The organism is Pseudoalteromonas sp. Bsw20308 (assembly GCF_000310105.2).
Classification (GTDB): Bacteria; Pseudomonadota; Gammaproteobacteria; order Enterobacterales; family Alteromonadaceae; genus Pseudoalteromonas; species Pseudoalteromonas fuliginea.
Genome location: NZ_CP013138.1, coordinates 2,769,840 through 2,787,463 on the forward strand (window position 1 = coordinate 2,769,840; position 17,624 = coordinate 2,787,463).

At 40.7% G+C, this 17,624-nt stretch carries 16 protein-coding genes; 13 read left to right on the top strand and 3 right to left on the bottom strand.

What is annotated here, in order from left to right:
• Positions 1–2: 2 nt before the first annotated feature.
• Positions 3–2,426, bottom strand: coding sequence for a Lon protease family protein (locus tag D172_RS12140; protein WP_007378260.1), 2,424 nt, complete (start codon positions 2,424–2,426; stop codon positions 3–5).
• A 77-nt stretch (positions 2,427–2,503) separates the two neighbouring features.
• The gene (locus D172_RS12145) at positions 2,504–2,962 is read right to left on the bottom strand and encodes a zinc ribbon-containing protein (protein ID WP_007378259.1); all 459 of its coding nucleotides are present in this window, start codon (positions 2,960–2,962) and stop codon (positions 2,504–2,506) included.
• A 196-nt stretch (positions 2,963–3,158) separates the two neighbouring features.
• On the opposite strand from D172_RS12145, the gene leuS reads away from it, so the two are divergent.
• From leuS to lipA, 13 genes are all read left to right on the top strand, one after another.
• A complete protein-coding gene (gene leuS / locus D172_RS12150; RefSeq protein WP_007378258.1) occupies positions 3,159–5,747 on the top strand; it encodes a leucine--tRNA ligase in 2,589 nt (862 codons plus the stop codon).
• A 1-nt stretch (position 5,748) separates the two neighbouring features.
• Positions 5,749–6,240 carry an LPS assembly lipoprotein LptE gene (gene lptE / locus D172_RS12155; RefSeq protein ID WP_007378257.1) on the top strand — a complete coding sequence of 164 codons (492 nt, stop codon included), beginning with the start codon at positions 5,749–5,751 and terminating at the stop codon, positions 6,238–6,240.
• Entirely contained in the window at positions 6,240–7,277 is a 1,038-nt protein-coding gene (gene holA / locus D172_RS12160) for a DNA polymerase III subunit delta (protein ID WP_007378256.1), read from the top strand. The genes lptE and holA overlap by 1 nt, the downstream gene beginning before the upstream one ends.
• 25 nt (positions 7,278–7,302) lie before the next feature.
• Entirely contained in the window at positions 7,303–7,938 is a 636-nt protein-coding gene (gene nadD, locus D172_RS12165; protein WP_007378255.1) for a nicotinate-nucleotide adenylyltransferase, read from the top strand.
• 55 nt (positions 7,939–7,993) lie between these two features.
• Positions 7,994–8,311, top strand: coding sequence for a ribosome silencing factor (gene rsfS, locus D172_RS12170; RefSeq protein ID WP_007378254.1), 318 nt, complete (start codon positions 7,994–7,996; stop codon positions 8,309–8,311).
• Positions 8,312–8,348: 37 nt separating this feature from the next.
• Positions 8,349–8,819, top strand: a complete 471-nt coding sequence (gene rlmH / locus D172_RS12175) for a 23S rRNA (pseudouridine(1915)-N(3))-methyltransferase RlmH (RefSeq protein WP_002958522.1) — start codon at positions 8,349–8,351, stop codon at positions 8,817–8,819.
• A gap of 9 nt (positions 8,820–8,828) precedes the next feature.
• Positions 8,829–10,706 carry a penicillin-binding protein 2 gene (mrdA, locus tag D172_RS12180; RefSeq protein WP_033023804.1) on the top strand — a complete coding sequence of 626 codons (1,878 nt, stop codon included), beginning with the start codon at positions 8,829–8,831 and terminating at the stop codon, positions 10,704–10,706.
• Positions 10,706–11,812 (top strand): rod shape-determining protein RodA, encoded by a 1,107-nt coding sequence (rodA, locus tag D172_RS12185; protein ID WP_033023803.1) that lies wholly within the window; start codon positions 10,706–10,708, stop codon positions 11,810–11,812. The genes mrdA and rodA overlap by 1 nt, the downstream gene beginning before the upstream one ends.
• Complete coding sequence (locus D172_RS12190; RefSeq protein WP_007378251.1) at positions 11,812–12,573, top strand: septal ring lytic transglycosylase RlpA family protein; 762 nt, start codon at positions 11,812–11,814, stop codon at positions 12,571–12,573. Before rodA ends, D172_RS12190 begins: the two co-directional genes overlap by 1 nt.
• 313 nt (positions 12,574–12,886) lie before the next feature.
• Positions 12,887–14,047, top strand: a complete 1,161-nt coding sequence (locus D172_RS12195; protein ID WP_007378250.1) for a serine hydrolase — start codon at positions 12,887–12,889, stop codon at positions 14,045–14,047.
• A gap of 234 nt (positions 14,048–14,281) precedes the next feature.
• On the top strand, positions 14,282–14,560 hold the full coding sequence (gene ybeD, locus D172_RS12200) for a DUF493 family protein YbeD (protein WP_002958517.1): 279 nt from the start codon (positions 14,282–14,284) through the stop codon (positions 14,558–14,560).
• A gap of 19 nt (positions 14,561–14,579) precedes the next feature.
• Positions 14,580–15,233, top strand: a complete 654-nt coding sequence (gene lipB / locus D172_RS12205; RefSeq protein WP_033015251.1) for a lipoyl(octanoyl) transferase LipB — start codon at positions 14,580–14,582, stop codon at positions 15,231–15,233.
• On the top strand, positions 15,230–16,195 hold the full coding sequence (gene lipA / locus D172_RS12210; protein ID WP_002958515.1) for a lipoyl synthase: 966 nt from the start codon (positions 15,230–15,232) through the stop codon (positions 16,193–16,195). The genes lipB and lipA overlap by 4 nt, the downstream gene beginning before the upstream one ends.
• Before the next feature lie 79 nt (positions 16,196–16,274).
• On the opposite strand, the gene D172_RS12215 is transcribed toward lipA, so the two are convergent.
• A complete protein-coding gene (locus D172_RS12215) occupies positions 16,275–17,561 on the bottom strand; it encodes a VCBS domain-containing protein (protein WP_007378248.1) in 1,287 nt (428 codons plus the stop codon).
• Between the last annotated feature and the right edge of the window lie 63 nt (positions 17,562–17,624).

Genomic DNA, 17,624 nt, shown 5'->3' on the forward strand with positions numbered 1-17,624 from the left:
TATTAACCTTTTTCGTTATCTAGTTCTTCGTCTTTTTCGTCGTCATTATCGCCATTTACAATGTCGGCAATCTCTTTTAGACGCGCAAGCGCAATACCGTTTACTGAGTTTTCTGGATACTGGTCATCAATAATATCGCCTGCTTCTATATCCATTAATAAGTTAAGCGCTTGATCTACGGTTTCAACTGCGTAAATATTAAATTTACCCGCCTCTACCGCATTGAGGATCTCGTCATCAAGTACTAAGTTAACTTGGTTTGATTTAGGAATAATAACGCCTTGCGAACCGGTTAAACCACGCATTTTACACAGTTTAAAAAAGCCTTCTATTTTTTCGTTTACACCACCAATAGCTTGTACATCACCATGTTGGTTAATAGAGCCTGTCAGCGCGATAGATTGGCTAATAGGGAGGCTTGTAATAGATGAAATAAGCGCACAAAGCTCTGCTAAAGATGCACTATCGCCATCTATGTAACCATAACTTTGCTCTATGGCAATATTAGCACTAAGCGTTAAGCTAAACTGCTGTGCGTACTTATTGCCTAAATAGCCGGTAAGCAACATCACGCCTTTTGAGTGGATAGCTTTACCTAGTTCGGCTTCGCGTTCAACGTCTATTACGCCATCGGCGCCTGCATAAACAGTTGCCGTAATACGCGCAGGGGTACCGAACGAGGTATCGCCAATGTGTAGTACTGTTAAACCATTTACTTTACCTATAGCTTGGCCATCGGTTGCAATAAGTGTATGGCCTTCTTTTATATCGCTAAGCATGTTTTCGCTGATCTGACCGGTACGATATTGTTTGCCTTCAATGGCTTCGTCAATATGGTATGCATCAATAACCGTTAAGTTATCTTGTTTCGCGTAATAACTCGCTTCAGCAACTAATTCAAGCACATCAGCAAAGCGCGCCGAGAGTTTATTATGATGCTCAGCTTGGCGGTAACTAAATTTAAGTAACCGTACCATAGCAGCCTCTGTAGCAGTGCATTTTAATGTTTGCTCGCAATACTCAGTCACTTTGGTAATAAACTGGTACTGTAATTTATCGCTACTTGGTAAGTAGTAATCAAAATCGGCAAGTACTCTAAATAGCTCAGCAAATTCTTCGTCGTATTCACCTATGGTGTAGTACAACTCGCGCGATCCCAATAAAATAATCTTCACATCAAGTGGAATAAGTTGCGGGCGAAGCGTAAAACTTGTCCCGACTGTGCTGTCTTGATAGGGTAAATCATTTTTTATTTGATGTGTTTTTAAACACAGCTTTAAACCATCCCACACTTGTGGATTAGCCATTATTTTTTCGGCATCCATTATTAAGTAACCACCATTGGCACGATGCAATGCACCGGGCTGAATTGAGCGATAACTCGTAATCAATGTACCTTGGGATGTAGCGTATTCAATTTTACCAAATATATTACCAAAGGTTGGGTTTGGCTCATAAACGACTGGCGCTGCGTCGTCTTCTTTAAATTCAACTAAAATGTTAGGTGCAAAAAAGTCGGTAAGCATACCTTTGCGGTCAAAGTCTTCTTTGCTTTCTTCGCTTTCGTCTTCGTCATCTAGCCATTCAAGTACCGCGTCGATAATTTCAACGCGAATATCTTTTAAATAACGCAGTACGCCAATGTGTGTCGCGTACTTATGTTCTAAGTCTTTTAAAAGTGGTTTAGTGGCTTGCTCTGCGGTCGATTTTTTAAGATTACGAAGTTTTTCTTTTGATTCGCGTTTCCACCGTGGTAGCTCTATTAACGCTTCTATTAATGCATCTTCTAGCTTTTCGATTTTTTCAAAAAACTCTTCGCGCAATGTTTCTTCAAGCTCACCAAATTCACTGTCGCTCAATTGTTTTCCATCAACAAGTGGTGCAAAACCCACTGAGCTTTTTTCTTCTACGAGAGCAACACTTTGCTCAAGTGCTGCGATTTCAACTGCGGTAATTGCGCTGTCGTAAGCGTCGTTAAACTCGCGATCGATTGATTTTTTCTTGCGTTGGTACGCTGGATTATCAAATGCCGCTGGAAAAGTGTCGAGCACTTCATCTAAGAATGAGTCTATGTCGTCGCTAAGTTGCTTACTTTGCCCTGCTTGCATAAAAAGTGCGATAGGCTCACGGTGATCGGCGTAATTATTTACGTACAACCATTCATTAGGCGTTGCTCTGTCTTTTGCGTGTTGCTTAAGTTTATCTTTGACTAGCGTATAACGTCCATGAGCCGCTTCGCCCATTACATAAACATTATAGCCAGGTAAATCCATACCTAATGAAAAGTCGAGCGCACTTTGGGCACGTTGTTGGCCTATAAAAGTAAGTTGCTCTGGGTACGGGTTACTCATGCATGTATGTACATGATTACTAGAAATACTCGGTGCGAGCTTTGAAACAGATAGTGGCAGCAATTTTTTCGTCATTCTAACTTCTTTGTTTACCAGCATATTCACTGGCTTTTGGGCGTATTAAGTGGCACGCAGCCACCTAATACCAATATTTAAGGGTTCAGCGCCTTACGACTAAAGTAGATTCCATCACATTGCGTGCAAGGTATTATTTGCGTTGCGTGATAAATGTCGTGGCTATGGTTGCAATTCTTACATACTAATGTGCCCATGGCTATCCATTCGCCTGCGTGATACACCCCATTGTGCTTAAAATCTTGGCTTAAAGATTGCCACTCTAGTTGTGTTTTATCTTCTATGTGCGAGAGTTCAAACCATAAAGATTCTTTAAGTTCTTGCCATGCAAGCGAATTGTAATAAGCTTCGTGCTCAATAATGTGTTCAATATCATGCTTTAAGTAACTTTTATAAAGTTCATACCTTTCTTGACTTAAATCTTTGATTGCTTGCTCAGATTCAACAAACCCAGTAACTACATCTTTTACACCATGATCTTTTACATCTTTTAGCCAACTAGTAAAACTGCTAAGCCATGCTTTGTAATCAGTCATTTTTTACTCCTTCAAAATTGCTGTTAAATCAGTCTGTAACTTATGTATTTAGCTAACTACATTATAAAAAAGCAGGTTAACCTGCACTGAAAGTTACAATTTAATAAAAGCATGTTTTTGACGCTGTGAATAGTGTTTTATTTGGGGTATCCTAACGGCAATTTTTTATTAGTTTGCAAGAAGTCTGGAACCATAGATGCAAGAGCAATATAACCCGCAAGATATAGAGTCAAAAGTACAAAGCTACTGGGAAGAAAACCAGGTATTTAAAGTCACTGAAGATGAGAGTAAAGAAAAGTATTACTGCCTTTCTATGTTTCCTTATCCGAGTGGTCGACTGCATATGGGTCATGTACGTAACTACACCATCGGTGATGTTGTTTCTCGTTTCCAGCGCCTGCAAGGCAAAAACGTAATGCAACCTATGGGTTGGGATGCGTTTGGTTTACCTGCAGAAAACGCCGCTATTAAAAACAAAACAGCACCAGCTAAGTGGACATACGAAAACATTGATTACATGCGTACACAGCTTAAGCAATTAGGTTTTGGCTATGACTGGGATCGCGAAATTGCGACGTGTCACCCAGAATACTACAAGTGGGAGCAGTGGTTTTTCACTAAGCTTTACGAAAAAGGCCTAGTGTATAAAAAAATGTCGACAGTTAACTGGGATCCAGTGGATCAAACAGTATTAGCTAACGAGCAAGTTATTGACGGTCGCGGTTGGCGTTCAGGCGCTGTGGTTGAGCAAAAAGAAATTCCACAGTGGTTTATTAAAATTACTGATTACGCACAAGAGCTACTAGACGACTTAGATCAGTTGGAAGATTGGCCAGAGCAAGTTAAAACAATGCAGCGCAACTGGATTGGCCGCTCTGAAGGCTGTGATATTGAATTTAAACGCACCGATAACGACGAAACATTTAGCGTATACACAACTCGTCCAGATACCTTTATGGGTGTTACGTATGTTGCTGTTGCCGGTGGTCACCCTATTGCGCAAGAAGCCGCTAAAAATAGCGATGCTATTGCAATGTTTGTTGAAGAATGCAAAAACACCAAAGTTGCCGAAGCAGACATGGCAACAATGGAGAAAAAAGGCATAGCAACAGGCTTTTACGCCACTCACCCATTAACGGGCGAGCAAGTACCAATTTGGGTCGCTAACTTTGTATTAATGCATTATGGCTCAGGCGCTGTAATGGCAGTACCTGCACACGATCAACGCGACTTTGAGTTTGCAACCGCTTACGGTCTTGATATAAAACAAGTCATTGCACCGGTTGAAGGTTCAGACCTTGAAGTAAACCTTAAAGAATCAGCGTTTACTGATAAAGGCGTACTTGTAAATTCAGGTGAATTTAACGGCCTTGATTTTGACGCTGGTTTTAAAGCCATTGCGGATAAATTAGAATCTCTCGGTGTGGGTGAGCGCAAAGTAAACTTCCGCCTGCGTGACTGGGGTGTTAGCCGTCAACGTTATTGGGGTTCACCAATCCCAATGCTTAGCGACGAAGATGGTAAAGAGCTTGCAGCAACAGAAGATATGCTACCCGTTCGCTTACCTGAAGATGTGGTAATGAACGGTGTAACTTCACCACTTAAAGCAGACCCAGAGTGGGCTAAAACTACCGTAAATGGTGCACCTGCGTTTCACGAAACTGATACGTTTGACACCTTTATGGAGTCTTCTTGGTACTACGCACGCTACTGTAGCCCACGCTACGACGAAGGCATGCTAGATCCCGCGGCTGCTAACTACTGGTTGCCAGTAAACCAATACATTGGTGGTATTGAGCACGCTATTTTACATTTATTGTACTCGCGCTTTTTCCATAAATTATTACGTGACTTTGGTTTAGTAAATTCAGACGAGCCGTTTGACCGCTTACTTTGTCAAGGTATGGTGCTTGCTGAAACATTTTATCGTAAAGATGAAAAAGGCGGCGATATTTGGATTTCGCCAAGTGATGTAAACACTGAAACCGACGATAAAGGCCGCGTGACTAAAGCATGGCATAAAGAGGACGGTGAGCCAGTTTTCTCATCAGGCATGAGCAAAATGTCCAAGTCTAAAAACAACGGTATAGACCCGCAACATGTAATTGCCCAATATGGTGCAGATACTGTGCGTTTATTCATGATGTTTACAGCACCACCAGAGCAAACGCTTGAATGGTCAGACTCAGGTGTTGAAGGCGCGCATCGCTTCTTAAAACGTGTATGGAAATACGCGGTAGACGTTAAAACAGTAGGTTACCAAGCACTTGATAAATCAGCGCTAACAAACCCACAAAAAGTATTACGTCGCGACTTACACAAAGCGATTGCTAAAGTGACTGATGATGTTGAACGTCGCCAAACCTTTAATACCGCCATTGCAGCTATTATGGAGCTTTCTAATAAATTATTAAAAGCACCTTTAATAGATAAGCAAGATATAGCAATTGCAAACGAAGCATTAGAAGCGCTTATTATTATGCTTGCACCTATTACGCCACATTTATCGCACGAGCTTTGGAAGGAGTTAGGTAAAGAAGGTGAGATTTTGGATGCTGCATGGCCAAAAGTTGATGAGTCGGCACTTGTTGAAGATGAAAAACTAATCATCGTACAAGTAAACGGCAAGCTCCGCGCTAAGTTAACCGTTGCAGCTGATGCAACGCAAGAGCAAGTAGAAACCCTTGCGTTTGCAGAATCTAATGTAACTAAATTTACTGATGGCTCAACCATTCGTAAAATCATTTACGTACCAGGCAAGCTACTTAACGTGGTAGCTAACTAATATGGCTGCATTTAACGCCATTAAAAACGGACTAGCCTTAGTGCTAGTCTGTTTTTTGATAACTAGCTGCGGGTTTCATCTAAAAAAAGCCTCTAGCATGCCTGATAACCTAAAACAGCTAACTCTTGTAGGTGATGATGAAAAGTCAGCCTTATTTGAAAGCCTTAAAAACGAGCTAAGAGCGAGTAATGTAGAGCTAATATCAGCAGCTAAAGATAACGCCCAATTATATTTGTATAAAGAAAGTATTGAACGTCAAACACTATCGTTATTTCAAAATGGTCAAGTAGCTGAATACGAACTCGCTTATGGCGTATCGTATGTAGTTAAACGCCCTGGCGAAAAAGCCATTGAAAAGCGCTTTGAGCTTTACCGTAATTACCAAGACGATCCAGATCATGCGCTAGCTAAAGCAAAAGAACTTGAGCTACTCATTAGCGAGATCCGTGAGCAAGCCAGTCGTCGTATTGTTAGAGAGCTGTCGCAACTATAATGCGCTGTTATGCTAATCAACTACCGAGTGAATTAAATAAAGGGCTAAAGCCCTTTTATTTAGTGTTTGGGGAAGAGCCTTTTCAAGAAGCACAGTGCGTACAACAAATTCGCGACAGTGCTAAAGCACAAGGCTTTGACGAAGTAATTAAGTTTACTTTAATGCAAGGATTCGATTGGCAAGAAATCATAGCTCAATATCAAAGCATGTCACTGTTTAGCGCGCGCACTATTATTGAGCTTGATTTAAACCAACAAAAACCAGGCGTTATTGGCAGCAACACCTTTAAAAAAGTAATTGAGCTGGTTAATCCAGATACTATTTTAATTGTTAAAGGCGCTAAAGCCAGCCAAGAAGTACAACGCGGTGCATGGTTTAAAGCCCTTGATAAGCAAGGCGTATTTGTACCTTGCTACCCGCTTACCGGCACGCATGTAAAACGATGGCTTGATGAACAGTGCCAACGTTTATCGCTCAACATGCAGAACGATGCCAAACTGAGTTTAATAAATGCCACAGAAGGTAACCTATTAGCGTGCTTCCAAGAGCTTGAAAAGCTCTCACTACTGCACGGCAATGCATTAATTACTCAGCAATTAGTAATGCAAGGGCTGTTAAACCAAGCCAAGTTTGATATTTTTGATTTAAGCGATGCACTATTAAATGGCCACGCTAAACAAGCTATAAAAGTATTAAACAAACTTGCCAGCGATAACACCGAAGTGGTGAGTATTTTATGGGCTATAACCAAAGAGCTTAATACGCTAATAAATGTGCAACTTGGTTTATTAAATGGCGAACCAATCGCTAATTTATTTAAACAAAATGCTATTTGGAAAAACCAGCAAGGGCCAGTTCAAAACGCAATTAACCGCTTAAACATACACACACTTGAACAAATAAATAGTGATGTAGCTTTGTTTGATGCCAGTTATAAGCAAGGTAATTTAATTGCCCCTTACCAAGCGCTTGCTCATATTTGTATTAAATTTTGCCAGCCGCTCAACATTCCTATGCCGTGCCACGCGGTTAATTAATAAACAACTAACTAATGGGTGTTAAATGATCGCAATTTTTGGTGGCACTTTCGACCCTGTCCATTTAGGCCATATAAATATGGCGCAGCAATGTGTTAATACGTTTAATTTAAACACGCTTTATTTTATGCCTTGTGCATTACCGGCGCATAAAGCAGCGCCTGGTATTAGTACGCAGCACCGTATTAATATGCTAAACGCGGCTATTGCGCCCTACCCTCATTTTAAACTCGATTTAAGAGAACTTAACCGAGCCGGCCCATCGTATTCGTTACTTAGCTTGCAAGAACTTCGTAAAGAGCACCCTACTACACCTATCTTATTTTTAATTGGTATGGACTCATTTAACAATCTCGATAAATGGTTTGAGTGGAAGGCAATTACGCAGCTTTGTCATATTGTGGTATATCAGCGCCCTGCTCAACATTGTACTGCAAGTGGTGAACTAAAAGGCTATATGCAAGATGCGAATGTAGACGAAGCAACCTTACTTGAGCACTCACTTGCTGGTAAACTTTATTTTTTACCGGGTAAAATGCTCGATGCTGCTTCGAGTACAATTCGCGAACAACTGAAAAAAAGCAATAAAAAGAATGAACTATTACCCGCAGCAGTGAGTCATTACATAGAACAGCATCAGCTCTATCAAATTGATGCTTAAAAACGCCTAGCGTGTTAAAATGCGCGCCATTAAATTTTTAAATTGAGACAAAACCTTGGATTCAAAACAACTACTCGCCTTTGCAATGGATAAAATTGACGATATGAAAGCACGTGACATCGTTCATATTGACGTAACAAAGACATCAGATATTACAGATTACATGGTAATTTGTTCTGGTACTTCTAAACGTCACGTACAGTCAATTGCCGATCACTTAGCAAAAGAAGCGCGTCACGCAGATTCAGAACCATTAGGTTATGAAGGTGAAGGCGATGGCGAATGGGCACTGGTTGATTTAGGTGATGTAGTTGTACACGTGATGCAAAACGAAGCACGTAGCTATTACGATCTAGAAAAACTGTGGGGCTAAACACGCACTCATTTTAGACAATGCTTGGAAGTAATACGTGAAAATACAAATGATTGCTGTTGGTACAAAAATGCCAGCATGGGTAGAAACGGGATTTGCAGAATATCAGCGCCGTTTCCCTAAAGATATGGCCCTTGAGTTAATTGAAATCCCTGCCGGTAAACGTGGCAAAAACGCAGACATAAAGCGCATTTTACACATTGAAGGTGAAAAAACATTAGCGGCTATTCCAAAAGGCAATCGTATTGTAACGTTAGAGGTAACAGGGAAAGCACTGGATACTCACCAACTTGCTAAAAATATGGAAAAATGGCAACTCGATGGTCGTGATGTAAGTTTACTTATTGGCGGACCTGAAGGGCTTGCTCCAGAGTGCATTGCAGCGTCTGAGCAAAAATGGTCGTTATCTAATTTAACATTACCGCACCCCTTGGTGCGTATTATTGTTGCAGAGAGCCTTTACAGAGGCTGGAGCTTAAATAACAACCATCCTTATCATCGCGAGTAATGCCTTGCCATGCTAAAACATAGACCCACTATTCGTGACCACTCCGCAGAAGCAAATTTATTTGCTAGGCGAGCATTTGTGGGTTTTGTTTTTGTATTAGCTATGGTGGCTATTTTGCTGTCAAATCTATATAAAATTCAAGTAGAGAACCACCAAGATTACCAAACCCGCTCTAATGACAACCGTATTAAAGTTATTCCTATTGCACCCAACCGTGGTTTAATTTACGACCGTAACGGTGTACTCCTTGCTGAAAACAAACCAGTTTACAATCTTGAAGTCATTCCCGAAGATGTAAACGATTTAACCGAATCGCTCGATCAAGTCAGTAAAATAATTACTATTAGTGAGCAAGAGAAAGACGATTTTTTAAAAGATATTAAACACACTCGGCGTTTCAAATCGCAAATTCTTAAAGCACGCTTAAACGAAACTGAAGTCGCTAAGTTTTCTGTAAATCAACATAAATTCCCAGGCTTTAGTATTGAAGCACGCCTAGCCCGCTACTACCCCTTTGGCGATACCCTAACCCATGCACTCGGTTATGTGGCAAAGCTTAATAAAAAAGAACTTAATAAACTAGATCAAGAAGGTCAAGCAACCAATTATCGAGCCACATACGATATTGGAAAATTAGGCATAGAAAAATATTATGAACAATTATTACACGGTGAAGTAGGCTCCCAGCGCGTAGAAGTAAATAATCGCGGCCGCGTTATTCGCACACTCAGTATGATCCAACCTAAGCCTGGTAGTGATATTGTACTTACGCTTGATATTGGGCTACAGCAAATAGCACAACATGCGCTTAAGGATATGCGCGGCGCTATCGTCGTTATGGATGCAAAAGATGGTGGCGTACTCGCACTTTATTCAAATCCAAGCTACGAACCAAATTTATTCGTACATGGTATAAGTAGCAAAAACTACAAAGCATTGCTTAACCAAGATCGCCCGCTAATTAACCGAGCAACACAAGGTCGTTACGCGCCAGCTTCGACTGTTAAACCTCACATGGCAATTTTAGCCCTTGAAGAAAATATTGTAAGTGAAAGCACTTCTATTTGGGATCCTGGCTTTTTTGAAATACCAAATGTGGAACATAAATGGCGCGATTGGAAACGCTGGGGTCATGGCCATGTTGATGTATATAAAGCGATTGAAGAGTCGTGCGATACTTATTTTTATGATGCAGCTTATCGCTTAGGTATTACTAAAATAAGCGATTTTATGGCGCGATTTGGCTTTGGTGATTTATCCGGTATTGATATTCATGAAGAAACCACTGCAATTTTACCTTCAAAAGAATGGAAAGAAGGCCGCTTTAAAGAATCATGGTGGCGAGGTGATACTATTTCTGTAGGTATTGGACAAGGCTATTGGACGGCAACCCCGATTCAAATTGCTAACGCAACGAATATTCTTGTTAATAAAGGGATTAATCATCCACCGCATTTAGCCCAAGTTGCAAAAAAAGAAGATCAAGTAACGCAAATTAACGGTGATGAAAAACCGCCGGTAATACTTAAAAACCCTGATAACTGGCGCATTGCAATTGATGCAATGCATAACACGGTAAAAAAAGTAACAGGTACCGCACACAAAGCTTTTAAAGGTGTAAGCTACGATCCGGCGGGTAAAACAGGTACTGCGCAAGTAGTTAGCATTGCCCAAGGCGAACGTTACGACGCTAAATCATTAAAAGAGCGTCAGCGTGATAATGCCATTTATGTTGGTTTTGCACCTTATAACAACCCACAAATTGTGCTCTCTATCGTTGTAGAAAACACTGGGGGCGGAAGCTCGGTAGGTGCGCCAATTGCTCGTCAATTAATGGACTACTATTTTGCAGCTAATCCTGTTGAACTTGCAGGGAATATAAAATAATGACCATTTTACACGATAAACGATCCATATGGATGCGAATGCATCTAGACCTACCATTAATCATCGCTTTGCTTATCATGATGATTGGCAGTATTACCGTTGTATATAGTGCAAGCGGGCAAGATACAGCAATGATGATCCGCCATATGACTCGCATGGGCGGAGCCGTTATAGGCATGATTATTCTAGCCCAATTTTCTCCAGCAACACTTAAACGTTTAGTTATCCCACTTTACTGTGTTGGCTTACTCATGCTGGTGGGTGTACTTTTATTTGGGGTCAGCTCAAAAGGCGCTCAACGCTGGTTAAACTTGGGGATCACTCGCTTTCAACCATCAGAACTAATGAAGCTAGCCGTCCCAATGATGGTGGCTTGGTACATAGGCAGAAACCACTTACCACCCCGCCCACTGCATTTAATTATTGGCTTTATGATTGTAATGCTTCCGACATTATTAATTAAAGAACAGCCCGATTTAGGTACTTCTATACTTATTGCGAGCTCGGGTATATTTGTGTTGTTTTTATCCGGTTTAAGCTGGCGTTTAATCGGCTTTTTAAGTTCTGTTGTTGCGCTTGCTGCATGGCCATTTTGGCACTATGGTATGCACGACTACCAAAAACAACGTGTACTTACTTTTTTAGACCCCGAAAGCGATCCGCTTGGTTCCGGTTACCATATTATTCAGTCAAAAATAGCAATAGGCTCTGGTGGTGTTGAAGGCAAAGGCTGGCTGCTTGGTACACAATCGCAATTAGAATTTTTACCTGAGCGTCATACTGATTTTATATTTTCGGTTTTAAGCGAAGAGTTTGGCTTATTCGGCGTATGTGTTTTACTTAGCCTGTACTTATTTATTATTGGCCGAGGCTTGTACATTGCCGTTAATGCGCAAGATGCATTTGGTAAATTACTGGCAGGTGCACTCACTCTGACATTTTTTGTTTATGTATTTGTAAACATAGGTATGGTATCAGGGTTATTGCCTGTTGTAGGAGTTCCTTTGCCTCTAATCAGTTATGGAGGAACATCGATGGTGACGCTCATGGCTGGCTTTGGCATTATTATGTCAATAGCGACAGATAAAAGGATGCTTTTAAAATAATGAAATTCACTTTGCGTGTTCTAATAACTGTTTTTTTTATACTCACCTTAAGTGCATGTAGTAGTCCAAGTAACCGCTACCATATGCGCCATGATTCAGCACCACTTAGAGCCCCAACTGCACTTGAAATGCAAGACGCAATAATCACTGATGTTACTAAAAGCGCCAGTGCAAGTCGTCCATATACAGTGCTTGGTAAAAGTTATTCGCCAATGCTTGATGAGTCAGGCTACTCTGAGGAAGGCATTGCCTCTTGGTATGGTCGTAAATTTCATGGTTATCACACCTCTAATGGTGAAACCTACGATATGTTTGCCATGACTGCTGCGCACAAAACACTGCCGTTACCTAGCTTTGTTAAAGTAACCAATACAGCGAACGGTAAATCGGTAATCGTGCGCGTGAACGACCGCGGCCCATTTCATGACGATAGAATAATTGATCTTTCGTACGCTGCCGCTTACAAGCTAGGCTATTACACCCATGGTACAGCAAGGGTTAAGCTAGAAGCCGTTACGCTTGCGGGCGCAACTGCCCGTCAAACCTATATTCAGGTAGCTGCAGGTAGTACACTTGCTAATATTGAAGCGCTTGCCAGTACATTGCGAGAGCAATACAAATTACCAACAAATATCGTGCAAAAAGGCGCTATTTACAGACTGCATTTAGGGCCAATAAAAGATACCCCTCATGCAGACGAAGTATTAAAAAAATTAAAACAAAATCAATTTCAAAACGCGTTCTTGCTTTACACTCAGTAAGACTAATACCCAAACTACCCCAGGATGCAGAATTCAGCGTTGCACTGGGGCTTAATATCTAGGCGTTACTTTGTAGAAATGGTAATCCCTTTTAAAAAGTAACAACACAGAGAGTAAGCTCCAGTGAAACGCCCTAAGGGTTGGTTTAAAAACGATTTATACTGCGTTATTGATTTGAACAATAGAGTAACTATTATTTGCAATCAATGCCTTGCCTAAATCGTTTTTAACTCCAACGACGCTCGCATCTCGGGGTAGTTTGGGTATAGAATGACGTAACGCGAATCTTTAACTTTAACCATTAATGAGTATGATGAAATCTATTAAACATAAAATCCTCAAAGGTGTATGCGGCTTAGTTTGTACAGCCGCCGTATTTTCAGCCAGCGCCCAAATTATCCCGGCACCACCTCAAGTTAATGCAAAAGGTTATTTTTTAGTAGACTTTACAACAGGTAAAGTAATTGCCCAAGGTGAAGCTGATACGCAGCTAGCCCCAGCAAGCTTAACTAAGATGATGACCAGTTATGTAATTGGTACTGAAATTAAAGCCGGCAATATTGCACCAACAGATATGGTAACTGTGAGTGAAAAAGCATGGGCTAAAAACTTCCCAGAATCGTCTAAGATGTTTATTGAAGTAGGTAAGCAAATTAGTGTTGATCAGCTTAATCACGGCATTATTATTCAATCTGGTAATGATGCCTGTGTTGCAATGGCTGAACATATTGCTGGAAGTGAAAGCGCATTTGCTGATTTAATGAATGCACATGCTACTAAATTAGGTATGAGTAACAGCCATTTTATCAATAGCCACGGCCTTGATACGAATGAGCATTATACTACTCCACGCGATATGGCAACCTTAGGCGCAGCACTTATTCGTGACGTACCGGATGAATACGCACTTTATAAACAAAAGTCGTTTACTTATAACGGTATTAAGCAATATAACCGTAACTCGCTATTATGGGATGAAAGCTTAGACGTAGACGGTATAAAAACAGGCCACACCTCGGAAGCTGGCTACAGTTTAGTCACTTCAGCAACTAAAAATGGTATGCGTTTAATTGCCGTTGTAATGGGCACTTCAAGCGAACGTGCTCGTAAAGTGGAAAATAAAAAACTACTTAACTACGGTTTTCGTTTCTATGAAACAATTACCCCGTACAAGGCCGGCGATAGCTTTGCTGAGCAACGTATTTGGATGGGTAACAAAGAAAATGTATCTTTAGGTATTTTAGAAGATACACCAATTACTATTCCACGTGGTCAACATAAAAACCTTAAAGCTAACTTTGAGCTAGATAACACGCTTGAAGCACCACTCGCTAAAGGCACTAAAGTAGGTACGTTATTCTTACAATTAGAGGGTGAAGACATTGCTCAATACCCACTAGTAACACTTGAAGAAGTGGAAGAAGGCAGCTTCTTTAGTAAGATTTATGACTACTTACGTTTACAAATAATGTAGACGTAAAAATAAACTCACAGCTATTGTGAAAGTTAAACGAGACGCCTCTATTATGAGGCGTTTTTTTTTGCTTGAAAAATGCTAGAATGCGCCCCATATAAAGCAATCATATTGAGTTGTTATTTTTGGCACTCCAAAAAAGCAGCATTAGCTCAAGATTGTCATAACCCTTTCAGTTTAGCGCCTAGCATTTTGCTCAGAGCCAATACTTTATTTGTTTGAGGAGTCACCGTCGTGGTTCAACCTGTTAAAGATACAAAATTTGATGAGTACTTAGAGTACCCTTGCCCATTTACATTCAGAATAATGGGTTTAGCTAACGTAAACTTAACTGATCAAATTTTAGCTAAGTTACAACCAATAGCACCTGGCGATTACGCCCCTAAAGTAAAACCAAGCAGCAAAGGTAATTACGAGTCAGTAAGCCTTGTGGCAACAGTTACTAGTGGCAAACACATTGAAGAAATTTACAACGTGATCAGCAATATTGATGACGTACGCCACATGCTTTAATCCATAGTTGAGATTTGTTGTGAACGAAAACACTTTGATCGTACGCCAACTGGGTCGTCAGCGTTATATGCCTATTTGGCAAAAAATGCAGGACTTTACCGACACCCGTGATGAAAATACGCCAGATGAAATTTGGCTTGTAGAGCACGAGAGTGTATTCACCCAAGGTCAGGCTGGTAAGGACGAACACTTACTAGCTCCTGGCGACATTGAGGTGATTAAAGTTGACCGTGGCGGGCAAGTAACTTACCACGGCCCTGGCCAGCAAATGATGTATGTATTATTTAATCTACGTCGTTTAAAAATTGGTGTCCGTGAACTGGTTACGTGGCTTGAAGAGTGCATTATTGAATCACTCGCCGAGTATGGTATTGAAGCTTATGCTAAAGCTGATGCACCAGGTGTATACGTTAACGACAGCAAAATTGCATCCCTTGGGTTAAGGGTTCGTCGTGGCTGCTCGTTTCATGGCTTAGCATTAAATGTTAACATGGACCTAAGTCCATTTTTACGCATTAACCCATGCGGTTATGCGGGCATGAATATGGTGCAAACTAAAGAATTAAATGGTCCTCAAAACCTAGAAAGTGCGGGTGAAGGATTGGTGAAACACATGATCAAGAAGCTTAATGCAACACAGGTTAAGCATACTGAAGGGTTTGAAAACGAATGAATAAACCAGTCAAAATGGAACCAGGTGTAAAACTACGCGACGCAGAAAAAATGGCGTTGATCCCAGTAAAAGTTTTACCTACAGAAAAAACTGAAATGTTGCGTAAGCCAGAATGGTTAAAAATTCGCTTACCTAAATCAACCGATCGCATTGACGGCATTAAAAAAGCGCTACGTAAGCATGGCTTACACTCAGTCTGTGAAGAAGCTTCGTGCCCTAACCTATCTGAATGTTTTAACCACGGTACAGCTACCTTTATGATTTTAGGTGCTATTTGTACTCGTCGTTGCCCATTTTGTGATGTTGCTCATGGTCGCCCATTAAAACCTGATGCCACTGAACCTGAAAAGCTAGCACTTACTATTAAAGATATGAAGCTAAGCTACGTTGTAATCACTTCGGTTGACCGTGATGATTTACGTGATGGTGGTGCACAGCATTTTGCTGATTGTATTCGCGAAATTCGTAAACATAATCCAACTATCACTATCGAAATTTTAGTACCTGATTTTCGTGGCCGTATGGACCGCGCACTAGAGATACTAATCGAGACGCCACCAGATGTGTTTAACCACAATCTTGAAACTGCGCCACGTTTATACAAACTAGCTCGTCCTGGTGCTGACTATAAGTGGTCTTTAGAATTACTTCGTCGCTTTAAAGAAGCTCACCCAGAAGTAAAAACTAAATCAGGCTTAATGGTTGGTTTAGGTGAAGAAATTAGCGAAATTGAAGAAGTACTTCGCGATTTACGTGCACACAACGTTGACATGCTAACTGTAGGCCAATACCTACAACCTTCTAAGCATCACTTACCGGTTAAGCGCTACGTGCCACCAGTAGAGTTTGACGGCTTAAAAGCGTATGCAGACGAAATTGGCTTTACTCACGCGGCTTCTGGCCCGTTTGTACGTTCAAGCTACCATGCTGATCAACAAGCAGCGGGTAAAGAAGTGAAATAATCACTTTCTCAAAAAATTAAAAAAGCCGTTAATGATGCATAATCATTAACGGCTTTTTCATGCCAATTGATAAAATAGCTTACTGCGCTAACTTACCTTTTTTAATAGAAAAATCAGCAAACCTAACACGTTCTTCATCGGCGCGAAGGCTGTCGGTTTCAACAATTGAGCGGTATATTCCCCACTTAGGACGAGCAAAATCATCATCACTAAAGCCGCGCCACATATCTATGTTTTGCTCGCTTATAGTAAATATATCTGCATTATCGCTTAAGCGCGTTAACGTCATATCAAACTTACCACTTTCACTAAATGTAGCTTGTACAAATACCTCAACCCATTCATCTGTAATGAGTGACCAGTCGGTTTCAATTAAGTTTTTATCAAGACCCGTACTGTTACCGTTTTCATCAAACCCTGCGCTATATCGAACCTGTAGCTGATTACCTATACTATTTTTTTGCGCACCTGAGAGCGTGATAATAGGCTGATCGTCATTACCATTGGTGTTGTCGTTACTCTCGTTACGGGCTTTTATTTGAAAAAAATGGCTAAATTTACTCGTAAGCTCAAGCTCGCTACTTACTTTAAATTTCCAGCTATATTGAAATGTCTCGCCCTCAAACGCCAGTGTTTCTTGTGGTGATTTATCGTAGGTTTTTATTTCGTTACGTTGTCTATCACTTGCGCCTTTGTCTTTATCTTGGTCATCATCTCGGTGAGCTAAAAAGACAAAATGGTTACCAATTATCGTATCGGTATCTTCAATAATATGGACAACACTTTCATGATTGCCAGCGTATAAGTCTGGAGATTCAATTGACCCTTCGCCGAAGGCATTTTCAATAAGTGTGTATGCGTCAAGCCCCGAATTAACGCCATCTGATCGCAATAAAACGTGTGATATTTTTTCAAAGCCATCAGCTTGAGCTATTGGTGCACCTACAATTGTTATGATAATTTGTGCGCTAGTACCATCTACAGAGTTTACTGTTATTGTATCTTGTAGTGTTTCACCTTCACTTAAAGATGTTATTGATGCGTTTAAATCGTCAAGTGTGTATGACCAATCTCCACCAGCATTTAAGCTAAAAAAACCATAGCTTGTAGCGCTATTTTCTTGTGCTGCAAAAGCAGCTTCACCTGATTGTTGATCCGCAATAGTTAACGAGCCTGTTATTGCATCATTACTATCGCTAATAACTTCACCTAGAGTGTTACCAGCAATTGTTGCAGGAGTTTGTGAAGAAATCGCTTCATTATTTTGCACCGTAGGATCAGAGCCTGAGCTGCCACAACCAGTAACTAAACAAGATAGAAGTATAGCTGTAACTGTATTGCACGGTTTAAGGGTATATTTAGACATGATTAGTTCTGTGGTTAATAGCAAGTTAATTAAATATGAATTTACCAATTTATTGTACAAATA

What these genes read in the sequence shown, in the direction of transcription:
- D172_RS12140 (WP_007378260.1), bottom strand. Translation starts at nt 2,426, where the DNA reads ATGACGAAAAAATTGCTGCCACTATCTGTTTCAAAGCTCGCACCGAGT.
- D172_RS12145 (WP_007378259.1), bottom strand. Translation starts at nt 2,962, where the DNA reads ATGACTGATTACAAAGCATGGCTTAGCAGTTTTACTAGTTGGCTAAAA.
- leuS (WP_007378258.1), top strand. Translation starts at nt 3,159, where the DNA reads ATGCAAGAGCAATATAACCCGCAAGATATAGAGTCAAAAGTACAAAGC.
- lptE (WP_007378257.1), top strand. Translation starts at nt 5,749, where the DNA reads ATGGCTGCATTTAACGCCATTAAAAACGGACTAGCCTTAGTGCTAGTC.
- holA (WP_007378256.1), top strand. Translation starts at nt 6,240, where the DNA reads ATGCGCTGTTATGCTAATCAACTACCGAGTGAATTAAATAAAGGGCTA.
- nadD (WP_007378255.1), top strand. Translation starts at nt 7,303, where the DNA reads ATGATCGCAATTTTTGGTGGCACTTTCGACCCTGTCCATTTAGGCCAT.
- mrdA (WP_033023804.1), top strand. Translation starts at nt 8,829, where the DNA reads ATGCTAAAACATAGACCCACTATTCGTGACCACTCCGCAGAAGCAAAT.
- rodA (WP_033023803.1), top strand. Translation starts at nt 10,706, where the DNA reads ATGACCATTTTACACGATAAACGATCCATATGGATGCGAATGCATCTA.
- D172_RS12190 (WP_007378251.1), top strand. Translation starts at nt 11,812, where the DNA reads ATGAAATTCACTTTGCGTGTTCTAATAACTGTTTTTTTTATACTCACC.
- D172_RS12195 (WP_007378250.1), top strand. Translation starts at nt 12,887, where the DNA reads ATGAAATCTATTAAACATAAAATCCTCAAAGGTGTATGCGGCTTAGTT.
- lipA (WP_002958515.1), top strand. Translation starts at nt 15,230, where the DNA reads ATGAATAAACCAGTCAAAATGGAACCAGGTGTAAAACTACGCGACGCA.
- D172_RS12215 (WP_007378248.1), bottom strand. Translation starts at nt 17,561, where the DNA reads ATGTCTAAATATACCCTTAAACCGTGCAATACAGTTACAGCTATACTT.